Origin of the sequence: Pelomonas parva, assembly GCF_043555835.1 — a bacterium.
GTDB classification, from domain to species: Bacteria; Pseudomonadota; Gammaproteobacteria; order Burkholderiales; family Burkholderiaceae_C; genus Pelomonas; species Pelomonas parva.
Genome location: NZ_JBIGHV010000006.1, coordinates 332,629 through 348,364 on the forward strand (window position 1 = coordinate 332,629; position 15,736 = coordinate 348,364).

Below are 15,736 nucleotides of genomic sequence, written 5' to 3' on the forward strand. Positions count from 1 at the left end.
GCGTCGACGCGCGGCGCAGGGCCGGCTGTTGTCGCTGGCATGGCGCCCATTAAAGTATGACTATTTAACCTTGATGATCGGGGTAAACCCGGAATTCGGCGACTTTGCAAACAAAAAAGTATGACTAATAATCTCGTCATCGACTGGCCAGAGAAGCCGGCAGCATTCCGACCGGAGACATTTCGATGAGTTCCTACGCGCAGTACCCGAGCCTGCAGGACCGGGGCGTTCTGATCACTGGCGGGGCCACGGGCATAGGCGAGACGCTGGTGGAAGCCTTCGCCGCGCAGGGCGCCAAGGTGGCCTTCATCGACCTGGCTGCGGACGAGGGCGCGGCTCTCGCGGCCCGCCTGGCCGGTTCGCGCCACGCGCCGCAATTCGCCGCCGCCGACCTCAGCAACATCGAGTCCCTGCGCGCGGCCATCGCCACGCTGCGCGAGCGCAGCGGCCCGTTCACCGTGCTGCTCAACAACGCCGCCAACGACAAGCGCCACGCCGTCGAGGACACCACGCCCGAGTTCTGGGACGCCAGCGTGGCTGTCAACCTCAAGCACCAGTTCTTCACCGCGCAAGCCGTGCTGCCCGACATGAAGGCGGCGGGTGGCGGGTCCATCATCAACTTCGGCTCCATCAGCTGGATGCTCAAGCAGGGCGGCATGCCCGCGTACACGGCCAGCAAGGCGGCGATACAGGGCTTGACGCGCGGCCTGGCGCGTGACTTCGGGCCGTACAAGATCCGCGTCAACACGCTGGCACCCGGCTGGGTCATGACCGAGAAGCAATTGAAGCTCTGGGTCACGGAAGAGACCAAGGTCGAGATCGCCAAGGGCCAGTGCATCAACGAGCCGCTGATGCCGCAGCACATCGCTGCGATGGCGCTGTTCCTGGCGGCCGACGACTCGGCCATGTGCACTGCACAGGATTTCGTTGTCGATGGGGGCTGGGCCTGATGGAATGCCGCGACTACGGCCAACTGCCCGACGGGCGCACGGTCCACGAATACACGCTCGCCAACAACCTGGGCCTGAAGCTCACTGCCATCACGCTGGGCGGCATCGTCACCGGCCTGTGGGTGCCGAACGCCAAGGGCCAGACCGGCAACGTCGTGCTGGGCTTTGACAACCTGGACGACTACGTCCACCGCAACCCGTCCTTCGGCATCATCGTCGGCCGCTACGGCAACCGGATTGCCGGCGCCAGCTTCGAGCTGGACGGCGAGACGCACAGCCTTGGCCGCAACGACGGCCCCAACTGCCTGCACGGCGGCACCGAGGGCTTCGGCCACCGGCTGTGGACGGTCGTGCCAGCCCAACCGCGCACCGGCGAGGCCCAGGCGCTGCTGTTCAGCTACACCAGCCCGCACGGCGAGCAAGGCTTCCCCGGCGAGCTGCGGGTCTATGTGCGCTATGCGGTCAGCGCCACTGACAACAGCTGGCGCATCGACTACACGGCCACGACCGACCGCGCCACTGTCGTCAACCTGACCCACCACGACTACTTCAACCTCGCCGGCGACGGCAGCGTGCTGGGCCACCGGCTGACCATCCCGGCGTCGCGCTACAGCGAGGTGGACCAGCACCTCATCCCGCAGCGCCATGCATCGGTCGAGGGCACGCCCTTCGACTTCCGCACCGCCACGCCCATCGAGGCGCGCATCCGCCAGTCCCACCCCCAGCTGCTGCGCGCCAAGGGCTATGACCACAACTGGCTGCTCGACGGCGAACTCAACGCCGACGGCCTGCGCGCCGCCGCCACGCTGGAGGACCCCTACTGCGGCCGCCGCATGGACGTGCTGACCAGCGAGCCGGCTATCCAGTTCTATTCCGGCAACTTCCTCGACGGCAGCCTGGCCGGGCCGAACGGCCGCATCTACCGCCAGGGCGACGGCCTGTGCCTGGAGACCCAGCACAACCCCGACTCACCGCACCACGAAGCCAGCGGCGACTGGCCCAGCACCGTGCTGAGGCCGGGCGAGGTGTTCCGCAGCACGACAATCCATCGCTTCGCCTGACCCTGCAAGCAAAGCCATGGACCTGCCCGCCCACCAACTGACGATGACGGTGCTGATGACACCGGACACGGCCAACTTCTCCGGCAACGTCCACGGCGGCAACATCCTCAAGCTGCTCGACCAGGTGGCCTACGCCTGCGCCAGCCGCTATGCCGGCCGCTACGTCGTCACGCTGTCGGTGGACCGGGTCATCTTTCGCCAGGCCATCCACGTCGGCGAACTGGTCACATTCCAGGCCAGCATCAACATGACGGGCACCTCGTCGATGGAAGTCGGCATCAAGGTCGTGGCCGAGAACATCCGCACGCAGGAAGTGCGGCATGTCAACAGCTGCTACTTCACGATGGTGGCCGTGGGCGACGACAACAAACCCGTGCCCGTGCCGCCGCTGCGGCCCTTCACCCCCGACGAGCGCCGCCGCCACGCCGGTGCCCTCGCCCGCAAGCAGGCCCGCGCGGCCCTCGAAGTGAGACCTGACGTCAAACCCGATGAGCACTGAACACCCCTTCGTTCTCGCCCTTGCCCAAGCCAACAACCTCGGCGAAGGCATGCAATGGCATGCCCCCAGCGGCCGCTGGTGGTGGACCGACATCGAGGCCGCCTGCATCTACGCCTGGACGCCCGGCGCCAGCGCCACGCTGCAGGTGCGCCTGCCCGAGCGCGTCGGCTGCTTCGTGCATGGCCGCTCCGGCGCCATCATCCTGGCCATGGCCAAGCGCGTCGCTCGCCTGACCCTGCCCGACCTGCAGGCCACCGGCAGCGTCGCCGCCGAGCCCGAGACCATCGCGCCGCTGGAAGCCCACCTGCCCACCACGCGCGCCAACGACGGCCGCTGCGACCGCAGCGGCGCCTTCGTCTTCGGCACGCTGGACGAGGCCGAGCCTCGTCAACCCATCGGCGGCTTCTACCAATACTCGCTGGCCCGCGGCCTGCGCCGCCTGGCGCTGGATGGTGTCGCCATCGCCAATAGCATCTGCTTCAGCCCCAACGGCCAGCGCATGTACTACTGCGACACGCCGACGCGCCGCATCATGGTCTGCGACTACGACTCGGCCAGCGCCCGTGTCAGCGAGCCGCGCCTGTTCGTCAAGAAGGAGCTGGACGACTGCTGGCCCGACGGCTCCACCATCGACGCGCAGGGCTGCCTGTGGAACGCCGAATGGGGCAACGCGGCGGTGGCCCACTACGCGACGGACGGCCGCCTGCTGGCGCGCTACAAGCTGCCGGTGCGCGACGTCACCTGCCCCGCCTTCGGCGGCCCGGCCGGCGACCAGCTCGCCGTCACCACGGCCCGTGTGGGCCTCAGCACCGCCGAGCTGATGGCCATGCCCTTGTCGGGCAGCCTGTTCGGCATGACCGTGGCCGCGGGGCTCTACCTGCCCGAGCCGCTGTTCAACGACGAGTGAGTTGCCTGTCGTCCCGGGCCCTGCGCGCCCGGGACGACTCGCCGTGAGCCGGCAAGACGCCGGGCGAGGGCAAGGGATGCGCAGCTGGTTATTCGAATGTGTGGTCGTGGCCGCGCTGGCGCTGCCGTGGCCGGCCGCTGCCCAGCTCATCGCCGGCCCGCAGCAGACCCGCATCAACCTGCAGGGCCAGACCGCGCAACCGTTGCGCTACACGCCGGACGGCGAAGACTTCGTCATCCACAACGGCGCCGAGTTCTTCAACCGCCCGCTGTACGGCGGCCGCACGGGCTTTCGGGTCGACGGCGGCGACAAGCCGGAGTTCCTGCTCTACCTGCCTGGCCGTGGCGGCAACCTGCGCCTGGCGTTGCGCACGCCGGCCGGCAGCCGCTGGCTGCACGAGGCGGCGTCCATCACCACGCGCTACCGACCGGGCGAGCTGCACTACGACATCCGCGACCCGCTGCTGGGTGACAAGGGCAGCCTCGCGCTCGTGGCGCTGGCGACCACCAGCACCGAAGGCCTGCTGATCCGCGCCGAAGGCCGCGACCTGCCCGCCGGCGCCGAGCTGGTCTGGGCCTATGGCGGTGTCACCGGCCAGCGCGGCCGGCGCGACGGCGACATCGGCACCGAGCCCGTGCCCATCAGCCGCTACTTCCAGTTCCAGCCGCCCTTCGCGGCGGGCAACCGCCTGGTGTTGGGCGCGGACGGCTTTGTGCTGGCTGCGCCGGCAGCCGTCATTGCCGGCGTGGTGCCGGCGGGCGCGCAACAGCAGCTGGCCGCCGCCAGCGATTGGGACTCGCTGCCCGCACTGCTGGCGCCATCGAGCGCAACACCTGACACCGCCATCACCGTCGGCCGCGTGGCGCTGCATGAGCGCCAGCCCGCCTGGCTGGCGCTGCAACGCCTGGCCGACGCGGCCCGCTCGCCGGCCAGCGTTGCTGCGCAGACCTATGCCGCCGTCGGTGCGCCGCGCCCCGCCACCCGCAGCACGCCGCTGGCCGCCCGCTTCAGGCCCGCCGAACTGCCCGCGCTGTTCACCAGGGAACAGGCGCACTTCAAGGCCTTGCGCCAGCAGGTGCGCATCGTCACGCCCGACCCCTGGCTGAACGCCGCCGTCGGCGCGCTCAACGTCGTCGGCGATGCGCTGTGGGACGACGACGCCAAGGCCATCCTGCACGGCGCCGTCGCCTGGCGCGTGCCGTTGCTGGGCTGGCGAGGTGCCTATGCGCTGGATGCGCTGGGCTGGCACGACCGCGCGAAGCAGAACATCGAGACCTGGATCGCGCGGCAGAACACCTCGCCCATCCCCGCCCAGCTGCCGCCGCCCGACGCCGACACGAATCTCGCGCGCAGCAGGCAGGCGCTGCACTCCAACGGCAACCTGACCGCATCGCACTACGACATGAACATGGTGTTCTTCGACGCCTTGTTCCGCCACCTGCTGTGGACCGGCAACCTGGACCTCGCGCGCCGCGCCTGGCCCGCCATCCAGCGCCACCTCGCCTGGGAGCAGCGCCTGTTCCGCCGCGACTTTGGCGGGCTGCCGCTGTACGAGGGCTATGCCAACTTCTGGGCCAGCGACGACGTGTACTACGGCGGCGGTGGCGTCACGCATGCGTCGGCCTACAACTTCTACGCGTTCCGCAGCGCCGCTCGGTTGGCAAAGCTGATCGGCGAGGACGGCAGCGCCTACCAGCGCGAGGCCGACCTCATCGCGCAAGCCATGCGCCGCCACCTGTGGATGCCCGAGCGCGGCGCCTTCGGCGAGTACCGCGACAGCCTGGGCCTGCAGCGCCTGCACAGCAGCTACGGGTTGTGGAGCTTCTACACCGCCATCGACTCCGAGGTGCCCACGCCCGAGGAGGCCACGCAGATGGCCGCCGACCTGACTGAGCATTTCAAACGCATTCCTGTCCACGGCCCCGGCGTGCCCAGGGACGCGAACTATCACGTCCTGCCCAGCACCGACTGGATGCCCTATGCCTGGTCGGTCAACAACGTGGTCATGGGCGAGAACCTGCACACCGCGCTGGCCATGTGGCAGGCCGGTGACTTCGAGTCCGCTTTCGTGCTCGCCAAGGGTGCGTTGATGGCCAGCATGAACATGGGCATCACGCCCGGCAACGTCGGTTCCATGAACTACCTCGACCACTACCGCCGCGAGTCGCAGCGCGACTTTGCGGATGGCACCGGCGTGACGGCACGCGCGTTGGTGGAGGGCCTGTTCGGCGTGCGGCCGGATGCGTTGGCGGGTTTGATGACAGTGCAGCCAGGGCTGCCGGTCGAGTGGAAGGAGGCGGAACTGCAGCATCCCGGCGTAGGCTTGGTTTTCAAGCGCGAAGGCATGCTCGAGCGTTGGCAGTTGACGCAGCCAGAGTCGCGCTTCAAGCAACTGCGAATCAAGTTTCAGGCAGGGGGCCGCGAGATCGAGTCGGTGAGCTGGAACGGCCAGCCCGTCGCTTGGACGCCGGACCCGGCGGCCAATGTGGTGGTCGTGGAGCAACCGTGGGGGCCGCGTGCCAACGTCGTCGTGCAGTGGCGCAAGCTGCCGCAGCCGACCTTCCCACCGCGCACGAGCTATCCGGTTGTTAGCAAGGTACCGAACTGGAAGACGCCTGTAGCGAATGCAGCCTTCGACCCCATCGCCCTCGACGACCACTTCAACGACCGTGTCACCGAGATCTTCAGGCCCAGCAAGTACCTGAGCCCGCGCCCGGCCGGCGTGTCGCTGGCGCTGCCTTCGCAGGGCGCCGGCGCCTGGGCCGGCCATGTCAACGAGCTGCCGCTCATCGACGACAGCGGCCTGCGCCGCGTGGCCGCTGAGAACGACGGCCAGCTCAAGCTGCCCAACGGCCTGCCGTTCGCCACGCCCACCGCGCCCGAGGCCCGCAACATCGTCTTCACCTCGCGCTGGGACAACTATCCGCGCGAGATCAGCGTCCCCTTGCAAGGCCAGGCGCGCCACGCCTACCTGCTGATGGCCGGCTCCACCAACTTCATGCAGAGCCGCATCGACAACGGCGAGGTCATCGTCCACTACGCGGACGGCAGCCAGGCCCGGCTGGCGCTGCACAATCCCACCACCTGGTGGCCCATCGAGCAGGACTACTTCATCGATGACTTCCAGTTCCAGCGCCCAGGCCCCACGCCGCCGCGCGTGGACCTGAAAACCGGCCTGGTGCGCCTGCAGCCCACCGGCCGCGCGGTGCCTGGCGGCGCCGCGACCGTGGTCGACCTGCCGCTCGACCCGCACAAGCCCCTCGCGAGCCTGACGCTGCGCACGCTGAGCAACGACGTGGTGATCGGCCTGATGAGCCTGACGCTCGACCGCCGCCTGCCCTGACAACCCCACCGAGGTCGCCGTTTTGAAGCAGTTTCTTTTCCTGCTGGCCGTGTGCTTGACACTGCCCGCGTCCGCCCAACCCATCGACCGCGCCGCCGTCGTCGCGCGCCACCAGGTGCGCAACACCGGCCTCAACCCCGAGTCCGCGCTGACCGTCGGTAACGGCGACTTTGCAGTGACCGTGGACGTGACCGGCCTGCAGAGCCTGGAGCGCATCTACTACGACAACGGCCTGCCGCTGGAGACGCGCAACACCTGGAGCTGGCACAGCTTTCCCAACCCCGAGAACCTGCGCTTCGAGGACACGCTGGCGCCGGTGCCCTTCCATGGCCGGCAGATCCTCTACCCCATCCACCAGAACACGCCTGCCGGCCGCTACTACCGCGAGAACCCGCAGCCCATGCCGCTGGGCCAGTTCCAGTTCACGCTGCACGGCGAGGTGTTGCGCAGCGAGGACATCGCCGGCATCAACCAGACGCTGGACCTCTGGAACGGCATCGTCACCAGCCGCCTGACCGTGCGCGGCCAGCCGCTGGAGGTGACGACCGCCGCCCACGGCAGCGCCGCCGTGCTGGCCGTGCAGGCGCGCTCACCGCTGATCGCCAGCGGTGAGCTGCAGGTGCGCGTGCGCTTCCCGTATGCGTACCGCACGGCCGTCGCGCACAAGCCGCCCTTCATCTGGGAGCAGCCCGAACGCCACCGCAGCTCGCTGACGCAGGTCGCGCCCGGCCATGCGCGCATCGCCCGCGAGGCGGATGGCACGCGCTACGACACCGAGCTTCGCTGGAGCACGCCGGCCGAGCTGGTCAGCGCCTCCACGCCCCAGCTCGCCGCGCCGCACGACTACCGGCTGCGTGCCACCAGCGGCGACACGATTGCCTTCACGGCCGCCTTTGCCGACGCCGAGCACCCGGCGCCTAACGAAACCGTCGCCAGCACGCTGGCGTCGTCCAAGCAAGCGTGGGCGAACTACTGGACCAAGGGCGGCATGGTCGACCTCGGCGCCGCCACCGACCCGCGCGCCAAGGAGATCGAGCGCCGCACCATCCAGTCGCTCTACCTGATGCGCGTCAACTACGCCGGCAGCTTCCCGCCCGCCGAGACCGGCCTGCAGCACCTGAGCTGGTTCGGCAAGCACAACTCCGAGGTCTACGTCTTCCACGCTGCGCAGTTCTACCAATGGGGCCATGTCGACCTGCTGGAGAAGGGCCTGGCCTGGTATCTGGGTCAGCTGCCCAAAGGCATCGCGCAGGCCAAATCGGAAGGCTTCGACGGCGTGCGCTGGCCCAAGATGTCCGGCCTGGACGGCCGCCCGACGCCCGGCGGCATCAACCCCTACATCATCTGGAACCAGCCCAACCCCATCTACCTGGCCGAGCTGGTCTACCGCGCCAAGCCGACGAAGGAGACGCTGGCTCGCTATGGCGACCTGGTGGCCGAGTCGGCGAAGTTCCTGGCGTCGTTCGCCCACCGCGACCCGGCCACCGGCGTCTACCACCTGGGCCCGCCGCTGAAGAACGTCAGCGAGAGCACGTCGGTGGAACTGGTGCGCAACCCGACCTTCGAGGTGGCCTTCTGGTACTGGGGCCTGCAGGTCGCGCAGCAGTGGCGCCAGCGGCTGGGCCTGGCGCCCGAGCCAAAGTGGGCCGACGTCATCAAGCACCTCGCCCCGCTGCCGCAGCAGGACGGCCGCTACCTGGAGATCGAAGGCATCCGCGACCTGTTCGGCCCGGGCAAGCGCGGCGCGCCGTCGTCCATGCTGCTGGCGCTGGGCTATCTGCCGGCCACGCCCAAGATCGACATCGAGACCGCGCGCCGCACCTTCCACGCCGTGCACGCGCAGCGCGGCGACGACGGCGGCTGGGTCAGCTGGCAGATGGGCCAGGGCGCGCTGACGGCAGCGCGGCTGGGCGAACCCGAGCGGGCCGTCGCCATCCTCGGCAAAACCGCCGCCGCCGCCCGCTTCATGCCCAGCGGCTACAGCCGCCGCCCGCGCGACCCCGAGGGCGCCGTGGCCTACCTGCCCACCAATGCCGCCTACCTGATGGCGATGGGCCTGATGGCCGGCGGCTGGGACGGTGCACCGAAAGGCCTGACGCCCGGCTTCCCGAAAGACGGCGCCTGGAACGTGCGCGCCGAAGGCCTGCTGCCGCTGCCATGAAGCGCCTGCTGCTCGCCCTCGCCTTCGCACCGGGCGCCCTGCTCGCCGCTGTCATTGGCCACAACACGCCTGCGCCCGAGATGAGCCCCGCGCGGCTCGCCGAACTGCCTGCCGCGCAGCGCCCCGCGTGGCGGGCCTATCTCGACCGCTCCGACCGCCAGATGGCCTTCGACCGCGCCACGCTCGCCCGCGAGCTCAAGGCCGGCGACACCGTGCCGCCACCGCCCACCGCCGGCAAGATGAACGCGCCGCTGGAGCGCGAGGCAGCCTGGTATGCCTCGGCCGAGGCGAAGGCAATCGCCGACACCATCCTCAGCTTCCAGACGCCCAGCGGCGGCTGGAGCAAGAACCAGGACCGCAGCAAGCCGCCGCGCCTGCCTGGCCAGCGCTACTCGAACAACGCCGAGACGATGACCGTCGGCACCGGCAGCTTCGACGAGCCACGCGACCGCTACTGGACCTTCGTCGGCACGCTGGACAACGACGCCACGCACAGCGAGATCCGCTTCCTGGCGCGCGTGAACCAGCAGCGCCCGGGTGAGGCCTATCAGGCCGCCATCCTGAAGGGCATCGGCTACCTGCTGATGGCCCAGTACCCCAACGGCGGCTGGCCGCAGAACTACCCGCTGGAAGGCGGCTTCCACGACGGCATCACCTTCAACGACGACGCGGTTAGCGAGGCCGCACGGCTGTTGCAGGACGTGGCCAAGGCAACGCCCGAGTTCGCGTTCGTTCCCGAGCCGCTGCGCCGTCAGGCCCGCTCTGCAGCGGCCCGCGCGGTGGACCTGCTCCTCGCCGCCCAGGTGAAGGTGGACGGCCGCCCGACCGCCTGGCCGCAGCAGATCGACGCCGTTACGCTGGCGCCCATCTCCGCGCGCAACTACGAGCCGCGCAGCCTCGCCAGCGCCGAGAGCGCCGCCGTGCTGCTGTTCCTGATGCAGCAGCCGCGCCCCACACCCGCGATGAAGGCGGCCATCGAGAGCGGCGTCGCCTGGCTGCAAACCCATGCGCTGCGCGACCACGTCTTCACGATGACCCCCGACGGCCGCAAGCTCATCCCCCAGCCCGGCGCCGGTCCGCTGTGGTCACGCCTGTATGACGTGCCCACCGGCCGCCCCATCTTTGGCGACTGGCCCAAGACCATCCACGACGACGTCAACGAGATCTCCAAGGGCCGCCGCAATGGCTACACATGGTGGGGCACCTGGCCGCAGAAGGCGCTGGACGCCTACCCGCGCTGGAAGGCCGAAAACCCCTAGCTGACACCGTTGTCATCGGCGGGCATTTCGGCGACATTGCGCCACCCCAAGCCTGCCCGCCCGATGACATGCGCTATCTATCGCTGCTGCTGAGCCTGTGCCTTGCTGCATCCGCACAGGCCGCCGAGATCGGCGCTTTCGCGCCCGGCCCACATGCTGTCGGCTCGACCAACCTGCAGGTCACGCCGCCCACCAGCAGGCCGTTGATTGACTACCTCAACGGCAGCAAGGACGGCGCCTACCTGTCCGCCATCCTGACCCACCCGCAGGCCGTGCCGCAGCTGCAGATCATCGTTCCCGCCAGCCAGCCCGGCGCCGGGGCCATTGCCGGCAAGCCGCAGCCGCTGGTGCTGCACATCCTCTACCCGACGCCCGCCAGCAACGCGCGGCCCGACTACGCCTTTCCGTACAAGGACACCGGCGACGCGCTCGTGCCGCACATGCAGGGTCCGACCGACAAGCCGCTGCTGGCCGACCCTGCCGCCAGGTACCCGCTCATCGTCTACTCCGGCGGCTACAACACGCACGGTCTGTGGCACCTCGGCCATCTGAAGGGGCTGGCCTCGCATGGCTACATCGTCGTCAACCTCTTCCACGGCGACGGCCGCGCGCCGGGCTATCACGAGTCCGTCGCGCTGCGCCAGGCGGGCGTGCGCGCCGCGCTGGACCACGTGCTGAAGGACCCGGTCCTCGGCCCCGCCATCGACCGCGACCGCATCGGCGCCTCGGGCTCCAGCGCTGGTGGCATGACGGTGCTGGCCCTGCTCGGCGGCGTCGACCCCAAGCACCCGGCGCACAACCCTCGCGACCCGCGCATCAAGGCCGGCTTCGGCCTCGTGCCCTTCATGGGCACCAGCTTCGGCGTCTGGCCGTTCGCGACCGATGCCTGGCACCTGGGCCGCGAGTTCGAGGGCCTGGCCGCCGTCAAGGCACCGTTCTTCGCGGTGTATGCGGACCAGGACAAGAGCGTCGCCCCCGACGCCGTCCGCGCCGGCGTGCGCCGCCTCGGCGGTCCCGCCTGGGCGGTCGAACTGCCAAGTGAGGGCCATCTGCTCTCGCCCGCTGCCGAGCGAGAGGCCTACAGCTGGGAGCTAGCCTTCTTTGACGCCGTCCTGCGCGGCAATGCCGAGGCGCGCGCCAAGCTGGTGGCCAGCACCCAGGTCAGCGGAGGCAGCAAGGGGAAGATGGCGTTCACCAGCGCCGGGCGATAGTCACTTGCCGATGCAGAAGCTGCTGAAGATCACGCCCAGCAGCTCATCCGCCGAGAACGCACCGGTGATCTCACCCAACGCGTCGTGGGCCAGGCGCAGCTCTTCAGCCAGAAGATCCAGCGCCGCGTCGCGCTGAGAGGCGACTTCGCGCGCCAGTGCCAGGTGATCGGCCGTGCGGGCCAGTGCCTGCACATGGCGCTCCCGGGCAATGAAGAGGCCTTCCGGCACGGACTGCCAGCCGGCCGTCTGCAGCAGGCGCTGCCGCAGCGCTTCGAGGCCGGCGCCAGTCTTCAAACTCAGCGCGATCTCGCCTTCGGGTGCCGTGGCCAGATCGGCCTTGTTGAAAACCTGCACGATGCGGCCCGCGTCCACGCCGGCCAGCCGCGCGCGGATGCGCTCGTCCTCGGCCTCGTAATCGGCCTGACCGACACGACCCAGGTCGTGCAGGAACAGCACGACATCGGCATCCGCAATCGCATCCCACGACCGCGACACACCGATGCGCTCCACCTCGTCGGCTGTCGCGTCGCGCAGGCCGGCCGTGTCGGTGATGTGCAGCGGCACGCCTTCGATCTGGATGGTCTGGCTGACCTTGTCGCGTGTCGTGCCTGGGATGGGCGTGACGATGGCCAGCTCGGCGCCGGCCAGCGCGTTCAGCAGCGAACTCTTGCCCACGTTGGGCTGGCCGGCGAGCACGACCTTGAGCCCGTCGCGCAGCAGCGCGCCCTGGCGCGTGCGGGCCTGCACTGCGCCCAGTTGTACCGTCAGGCGGTCCAGCCGCCCGAAGGCATCGGCCTTCTCCAGGAAGTCGATCTCCTCCTCGGGGAAGTCCAGCGTCGCCTCGACCAGCATGCGCAGCTGGATAAGCTGGTCACGCAGCTGGCCCACCTCATGCGACAGCGCGCCGCCCAGCGCCCGGCTGGCGCTGCGCGCGGCGGCTTCGGTGCTGGCGTCGATGAGGTCGGCCACCGCCTCGGCTTGCGCCAGGTCGAGCTTGCCGTTGAGGAAAGCGCGCTGCGTGAACTCGCCAGGCTCGGCCAGCCGAACCGTGCCGCCCGCCTCGATGACCCGCGCCAGCAGCAGCTGCATGACGACCGCGCCGCCATGGGCCTGCAGCTCCAGCACATGCTCGCCGGTGTAGGAATGTGGCGCCGGGAAGTGCAGCGCCAGGCCTTGATCTATCGATGCGCCGGCCGAGTCGCGGAACGGCAGGTAGGTCGCCTCGCGTGCCTTCAGCGCCCGGCCGCAGACGGCTTCGATGAGCGGGGCCAGGTCTTGCGGCGACGACACGCGCACGATGCCGACGGCGCCGCGCCCCGGGGCGGTGGCGATGGCGGCGATGGGGTCAGCGTGGCGGGCGAGCATGGCTGCAATTGTCGGCGGCACAAAGCAAACAGCCACCCGAGGGTGGCTGTTTGCAAACGAATTGGCGCGGGGGAGGTCAGTTGAGGCGCTCTCGTGAGCCCGGGTTCCGACCGTTGTTCTCTGCCCCGCGACGCCATTGAACTGCGATCAGCAGGCGCAAAAAAGCCCCCGCTCGCGGGGGCTGTGCAGATTCACGTGCGTCAGTTCACGCCGAGCTGTCTGTTAATCATCCACTGCTGGGCGATGGACAGGATGTTGTTCGTCAGCCAGTACAGCACCAGGCCGGCCGGGAAGACGAAGAACATGACGCCGAAGGCCACGGGCATGATCCACATCATCTTCTGCTGCATCGGGTCAGCAGCCGGTGGGTTGAGCCAGACCTGGAACAGGCTGGTCAGCATCATCAGCAGCGGCAGGATGAAGTAGGGGTCGCGCACCGACAGGTCGGTGATCCACAGCGTCCACGGCGCCTGGCGCATCTCGACGGTGGACAGCAGCACCCAGTACAGCGCCATGAAAATGGGCATCTGCAAGAAGATGGGCAGGCAACCGCCGATGGGGTTGATCTTCTCCTCGCGGTAGATCTTCATCATCTCCTGCTGCATTTCCTGCGGCTTGTCCTTCAGGCGCTCCTTCATCTCGCTGATGCGCGGCGCGACGGCCTTCATGCGCGCCATCGACTTGTAGGCGCTGGCGTTCAGGCCGTACAGCGCGATCTTCAGCAGCAGCACCAGCGCGACGATGGTCCAGCCCCAGTTGCCGATGAAGCCGTGCAGCTTGTCCAGCAGCCAGAACAGCGGCTCGGCCAGGATGGTCAGCATGCCGTAGTCCTTGACGCGCTCCAGGCCCGGGGCGAGCTTGGCGAGGTTGTTTTCCTCCTGCGGGCCGGCGAACAGCGTGGCCTTTTGCGTTGTGCTGGCGCCCGGCGCGAGCGTCGGCAGCGTGAAGACCATGCCGGTGGCATAGGTGTCGCCCTGCACACCGGCCTGGCCGGCGCGCTTGTGCACGAAGAACTCGCGCTTGCCTGGCTCGGTGACGAGCCAGGCGCTGGCGAAATAGTGCTGGATCATCGACACCCAGCCGTCATCCGCCTGCTTCTCGATGTCGACCTTGTTCTTGTCGATGTCCTCGAAGGTGATCGTCTTGAACTTGGCCTTGTCGTTGTAGATGGCCGGGCCGGTGAAGCTGGGCGTGAAGGCCGCGCCGCCGGTGACCGTGCTGCCGTCGCGCACCAGCTGCAGGTAGACCTGCGGCGTGACGGCGGCAGCGCCGGCGTTGATGACCTCGTGCGTGACGCCCACCGTGTAGGCGCCGCGCTTGAACGTGAAGGTCTTGACGAGCTTGACACCGCCCACCTCGGCGGACTCCAGGCGCAGCTGCACTTCATCCTGGCCGGCTGCCAGCTCGCGCGGGCCTGCCACGGCCGTCATCGGCGTGTTGTGCGTCGGCAGCGGGCCGGCGCCGCCGACGAGGCCGGTCTGGGCGCGGTATTGCTGGCCAGCGTTGAAGAGCACGACCGGCTGGGGTTCGAACTCGGGCTTCTTCTGCAGGCCCACCATCTGCAGCAGCTGGTCGGTGACCGTCGGATCGGGAGACGTCAGGTACTTGGGCAGCTCGGCGCGGACGATGTCGCCGCCCAGCGTGTCCACCGTGACCGTCAGCACGTCAGTGCGGATGACGACCTTCTCGGACGGCGCCGCCACCGGGGCGCTGACCGGGGCGGGCGCCTGGCCAGCGACGGCGGCGGTGGCCGAAGGCACGCCGCTTGAGGCGGGTGTGCCAGGCGCCGTCGACACCGCCTTGGGCGGCGTGGGGCTGAACATCGAGGGGTGCCCGTTGTGCTTCTGCCAGCCGTCCCAGAGCAGGACGAGGGACATGGTGAACACCACCCACAGCACGGTGCGGCGAATATCAGTCATTGGGAGACTCGGACGAGGAAGAGGACGCGCAGCTGCGCGCCAGGGAGGGCGAGATGAGCCGCGAAAACAGCCGCGGCGCATTGTCAAGCACGCAGTCAGGCACGGGGTCGTGCCCGCCGTCGCACCACGGAGCGCAGCGCAGGACGCGGTGCACGGTCAGGTAGCTGCCGGCGAGCGCGCCATGTTTCTCCAGCGCTTCAAGCGAGTAGCGCGAGCAGGTCGGCTCGAAGCGGCAGGCATTGCCCAGCCAGGGGCTGAGCAGGAGGCGATAGCCACGCACGGCGGCCATCAGCGCGCGGGCAGGCCAGTTCGGCTTCACTTGGCCGCCTCGGTCTTGGGCTTGGATTGCAGTGCGCGGTCCAGCAGCTGCGCCAGCTCGACGCGCGCGGCCTGGCGCAGCGCGTCGGAGGCGGCGCTGGGGAACTTCTGGCGGTCAAACGGTGAACGCAAGCGGACGACCCACAGGCCCGGCGGCATGCCGGGGCGTTCGGCAAATGCGGCGCGGATCTGGCGCTTCAAGAGGGCGCGGGTCACCGAACGCTTCGCATGCCGCTTGGGCACGACCATGCCCAGCCAGCAGCCTTGCGGCACCTCAGGCGGATCGTGTTCCACAGGTTTGTGCACAGGCTGTGATTCGCCTGTTGATAACTCGGCCTCACCTGTGCGCAACTGCGCCGCGACCCAGGCGCTGGGCGCGAGGTTGGCCGAGAGATGGTGCAACGCGAAGTGGGCGCTGCGTGTGCGGCTCGGGCGGGCGAGCACCCGCTCGAAATCCACCGGGCGCTGGATTCGACCGATCATCTAGAGCCCGGGAGCGGGCGGCGCGGGAGCGCCGCCATGTGCGACAAGGCCTTAGACGGCCAGACGCTTGCGGCCCTTGGCGCGGCGAGCGGCGATGACGGCACGACCGCCACGCGTCTTCATGCGCACGAGGAAGCCATGGGTGCGGGCGCGGCGGGTCTTGGAGGCTTGATAAGTACGCTTCATGGGGAACCTCTTCGGAGGGTTTGTTTGTTCGGTTCGGTCCGGGCACAGCGGTTGGTGCCCGACAAGAAAAGCGC

The 15,736-nt window shown here is 69.1% G+C and carries 13 protein-coding genes; 8 read left to right on the forward strand and 5 right to left on the reverse strand.

The features are described 5' to 3' along the window. The first annotated feature begins 185 nt into the window (after positions 1-185). The 8 genes from ACG00Y_RS18100 to ACG00Y_RS18135 all read left to right on the forward strand — a co-directional run bounded on the left by ACG00Y_RS18100 (position 186) and on the right by ACG00Y_RS18135 (position 11,391). Positions 186-950: an SDR family NAD(P)-dependent oxidoreductase gene (locus ACG00Y_RS18100; RefSeq protein WP_394481222.1), complete on the forward strand. Its 765-nt coding sequence runs from the start codon at positions 186-188 to the stop codon at positions 948-950. Next, the gene (locus ACG00Y_RS18105) at positions 950-2,011 is read left to right on the forward strand and encodes an aldose epimerase family protein (protein ID WP_394481224.1); all 1,062 of its coding nucleotides are present in this window, start codon (positions 950-952) and stop codon (positions 2,009-2,011) included. Before ACG00Y_RS18100 ends, ACG00Y_RS18105 begins: the two co-directional genes overlap by 1 nt. A 16-nt stretch (positions 2,012-2,027) precedes the next feature. Further along, on the forward strand, positions 2,028-2,510 hold the full coding sequence (locus ACG00Y_RS18110) for an acyl-CoA thioesterase (RefSeq protein WP_394481226.1): 483 nt from the start codon (positions 2,028-2,030) through the stop codon (positions 2,508-2,510). After that, positions 2,500-3,417: an SMP-30/gluconolactonase/LRE family protein gene (locus tag ACG00Y_RS18115; RefSeq protein ID WP_394481228.1), complete on the forward strand. Its 918-nt coding sequence runs from the start codon at positions 2,500-2,502 to the stop codon at positions 3,415-3,417. Before ACG00Y_RS18110 ends, ACG00Y_RS18115 begins: the two co-directional genes overlap by 11 nt. 76 nt (positions 3,418-3,493) lie before the next feature. After that, positions 3,494-6,760 carry a DUF4450 domain-containing protein gene (locus tag ACG00Y_RS18120; RefSeq protein ID WP_394481230.1) on the forward strand — a complete coding sequence of 1,089 codons (3,267 nt, stop codon included), beginning with the start codon at positions 3,494-3,496 and terminating at the stop codon, positions 6,758-6,760. A gap of 22 nt (positions 6,761-6,782) precedes the next feature. Further along, positions 6,783-8,921: a hypothetical protein gene (locus ACG00Y_RS18125; RefSeq protein WP_394481232.1), complete on the forward strand. Its 2,139-nt coding sequence runs from the start codon at positions 6,783-6,785 to the stop codon at positions 8,919-8,921. Then, on the forward strand, positions 8,918-10,180 hold the full coding sequence (pelA, locus tag ACG00Y_RS18130; protein ID WP_394481233.1) for a pectate lyase: 1,263 nt from the start codon (positions 8,918-8,920) through the stop codon (positions 10,178-10,180). Before ACG00Y_RS18125 ends, pelA begins: the two co-directional genes overlap by 4 nt. Positions 10,181-10,248: 68 nt before the next feature. Beyond that, positions 10,249-11,391 carry an alpha/beta hydrolase family protein gene (locus ACG00Y_RS18135; RefSeq protein WP_394481235.1) on the forward strand — a complete coding sequence of 381 codons (1,143 nt, stop codon included), beginning with the start codon at positions 10,249-10,251 and terminating at the stop codon, positions 11,389-11,391. On the opposite strand, the gene mnmE is transcribed toward ACG00Y_RS18135, so the two are convergent. The 5 genes from mnmE to rpmH form a co-directional block, all read right to left on the reverse strand. Further along, positions 11,392-12,756 carry a tRNA uridine-5-carboxymethylaminomethyl(34) synthesis GTPase MnmE gene (gene mnmE / locus ACG00Y_RS18140; RefSeq protein ID WP_394481237.1) on the reverse strand — a complete coding sequence of 455 codons (1,365 nt, stop codon included), beginning with the start codon at positions 12,754-12,756 and terminating at the stop codon, positions 11,392-11,394. A gap of 200 nt (positions 12,757-12,956) precedes the next feature. Beyond that, positions 12,957-14,675 carry a membrane protein insertase YidC gene (gene yidC / locus ACG00Y_RS18145; RefSeq protein ID WP_394481239.1) on the reverse strand — a complete coding sequence of 573 codons (1,719 nt, stop codon included), beginning with the start codon at positions 14,673-14,675 and terminating at the stop codon, positions 12,957-12,959. Next, a complete protein-coding gene (yidD, locus tag ACG00Y_RS18150) occupies positions 14,668-14,964 on the reverse strand; it encodes a membrane protein insertion efficiency factor YidD (RefSeq protein WP_394481336.1) in 297 nt (98 codons plus the stop codon). The genes yidC and yidD overlap by 8 nt, the downstream gene beginning before the upstream one ends. A gap of 26 nt (positions 14,965-14,990) precedes the next feature. Continuing rightward, the gene (locus ACG00Y_RS18155; protein WP_394481241.1) at positions 14,991-15,476 is read right to left on the reverse strand and encodes a ribonuclease P protein component; all 486 of its coding nucleotides are present in this window, start codon (positions 15,474-15,476) and stop codon (positions 14,991-14,993) included. Between the two features lie 51 nt (positions 15,477-15,527). After that, positions 15,528-15,662 (reverse strand): 50S ribosomal protein L34, encoded by a 135-nt coding sequence (rpmH, locus tag ACG00Y_RS18160; RefSeq protein ID WP_054021782.1) that lies wholly within the window; start codon positions 15,660-15,662, stop codon positions 15,528-15,530. Between the last annotated feature and the right edge of the window lie 74 nt (positions 15,663-15,736).

Excerpts from the sequence above, each read along its gene's own strand:
- ACG00Y_RS18100 (WP_394481222.1), top strand. The coding sequence starts at position 186 with ATGAGTTCCTACGCGCAGTACCCGAGCCTGCAGGACCGGGGCGTTCTG.
- ACG00Y_RS18105 (WP_394481224.1), top strand. The coding sequence starts at position 950 with ATGGAATGCCGCGACTACGGCCAACTGCCCGACGGGCGCACGGTCCAC.
- ACG00Y_RS18110 (WP_394481226.1), top strand. The coding sequence starts at position 2,028 with ATGGACCTGCCCGCCCACCAACTGACGATGACGGTGCTGATGACACCG.
- ACG00Y_RS18115 (WP_394481228.1), top strand. The coding sequence starts at position 2,500 with ATGAGCACTGAACACCCCTTCGTTCTCGCCCTTGCCCAAGCCAACAAC.
- ACG00Y_RS18120 (WP_394481230.1), top strand. The coding sequence starts at position 3,494 with ATGCGCAGCTGGTTATTCGAATGTGTGGTCGTGGCCGCGCTGGCGCTG.
- pelA (WP_394481233.1), top strand. The coding sequence starts at position 8,918 with ATGAAGCGCCTGCTGCTCGCCCTCGCCTTCGCACCGGGCGCCCTGCTC.
- ACG00Y_RS18135 (WP_394481235.1), top strand. The coding sequence starts at position 10,249 with ATGCGCTATCTATCGCTGCTGCTGAGCCTGTGCCTTGCTGCATCCGCA.
- mnmE (WP_394481237.1), bottom strand. The coding sequence starts at position 12,756 with ATGCTCGCCCGCCACGCTGACCCCATCGCCGCCATCGCCACCGCCCCG.
- yidC (WP_394481239.1), bottom strand. The coding sequence starts at position 14,675 with ATGACTGATATTCGCCGCACCGTGCTGTGGGTGGTGTTCACCATGTCC.
- yidD (WP_394481336.1), bottom strand. The coding sequence starts at position 14,964 with ATGGCCGCCGTGCGTGGCTATCGCCTCCTGCTCAGCCCCTGGCTGGGC.
- ACG00Y_RS18155 (WP_394481241.1), bottom strand. The coding sequence starts at position 15,476 with ATGATCGGTCGAATCCAGCGCCCGGTGGATTTCGAGCGGGTGCTCGCC.
- rpmH (WP_054021782.1), bottom strand. The coding sequence starts at position 15,662 with ATGAAGCGTACTTATCAAGCCTCCAAGACCCGCCGCGCCCGCACCCAT.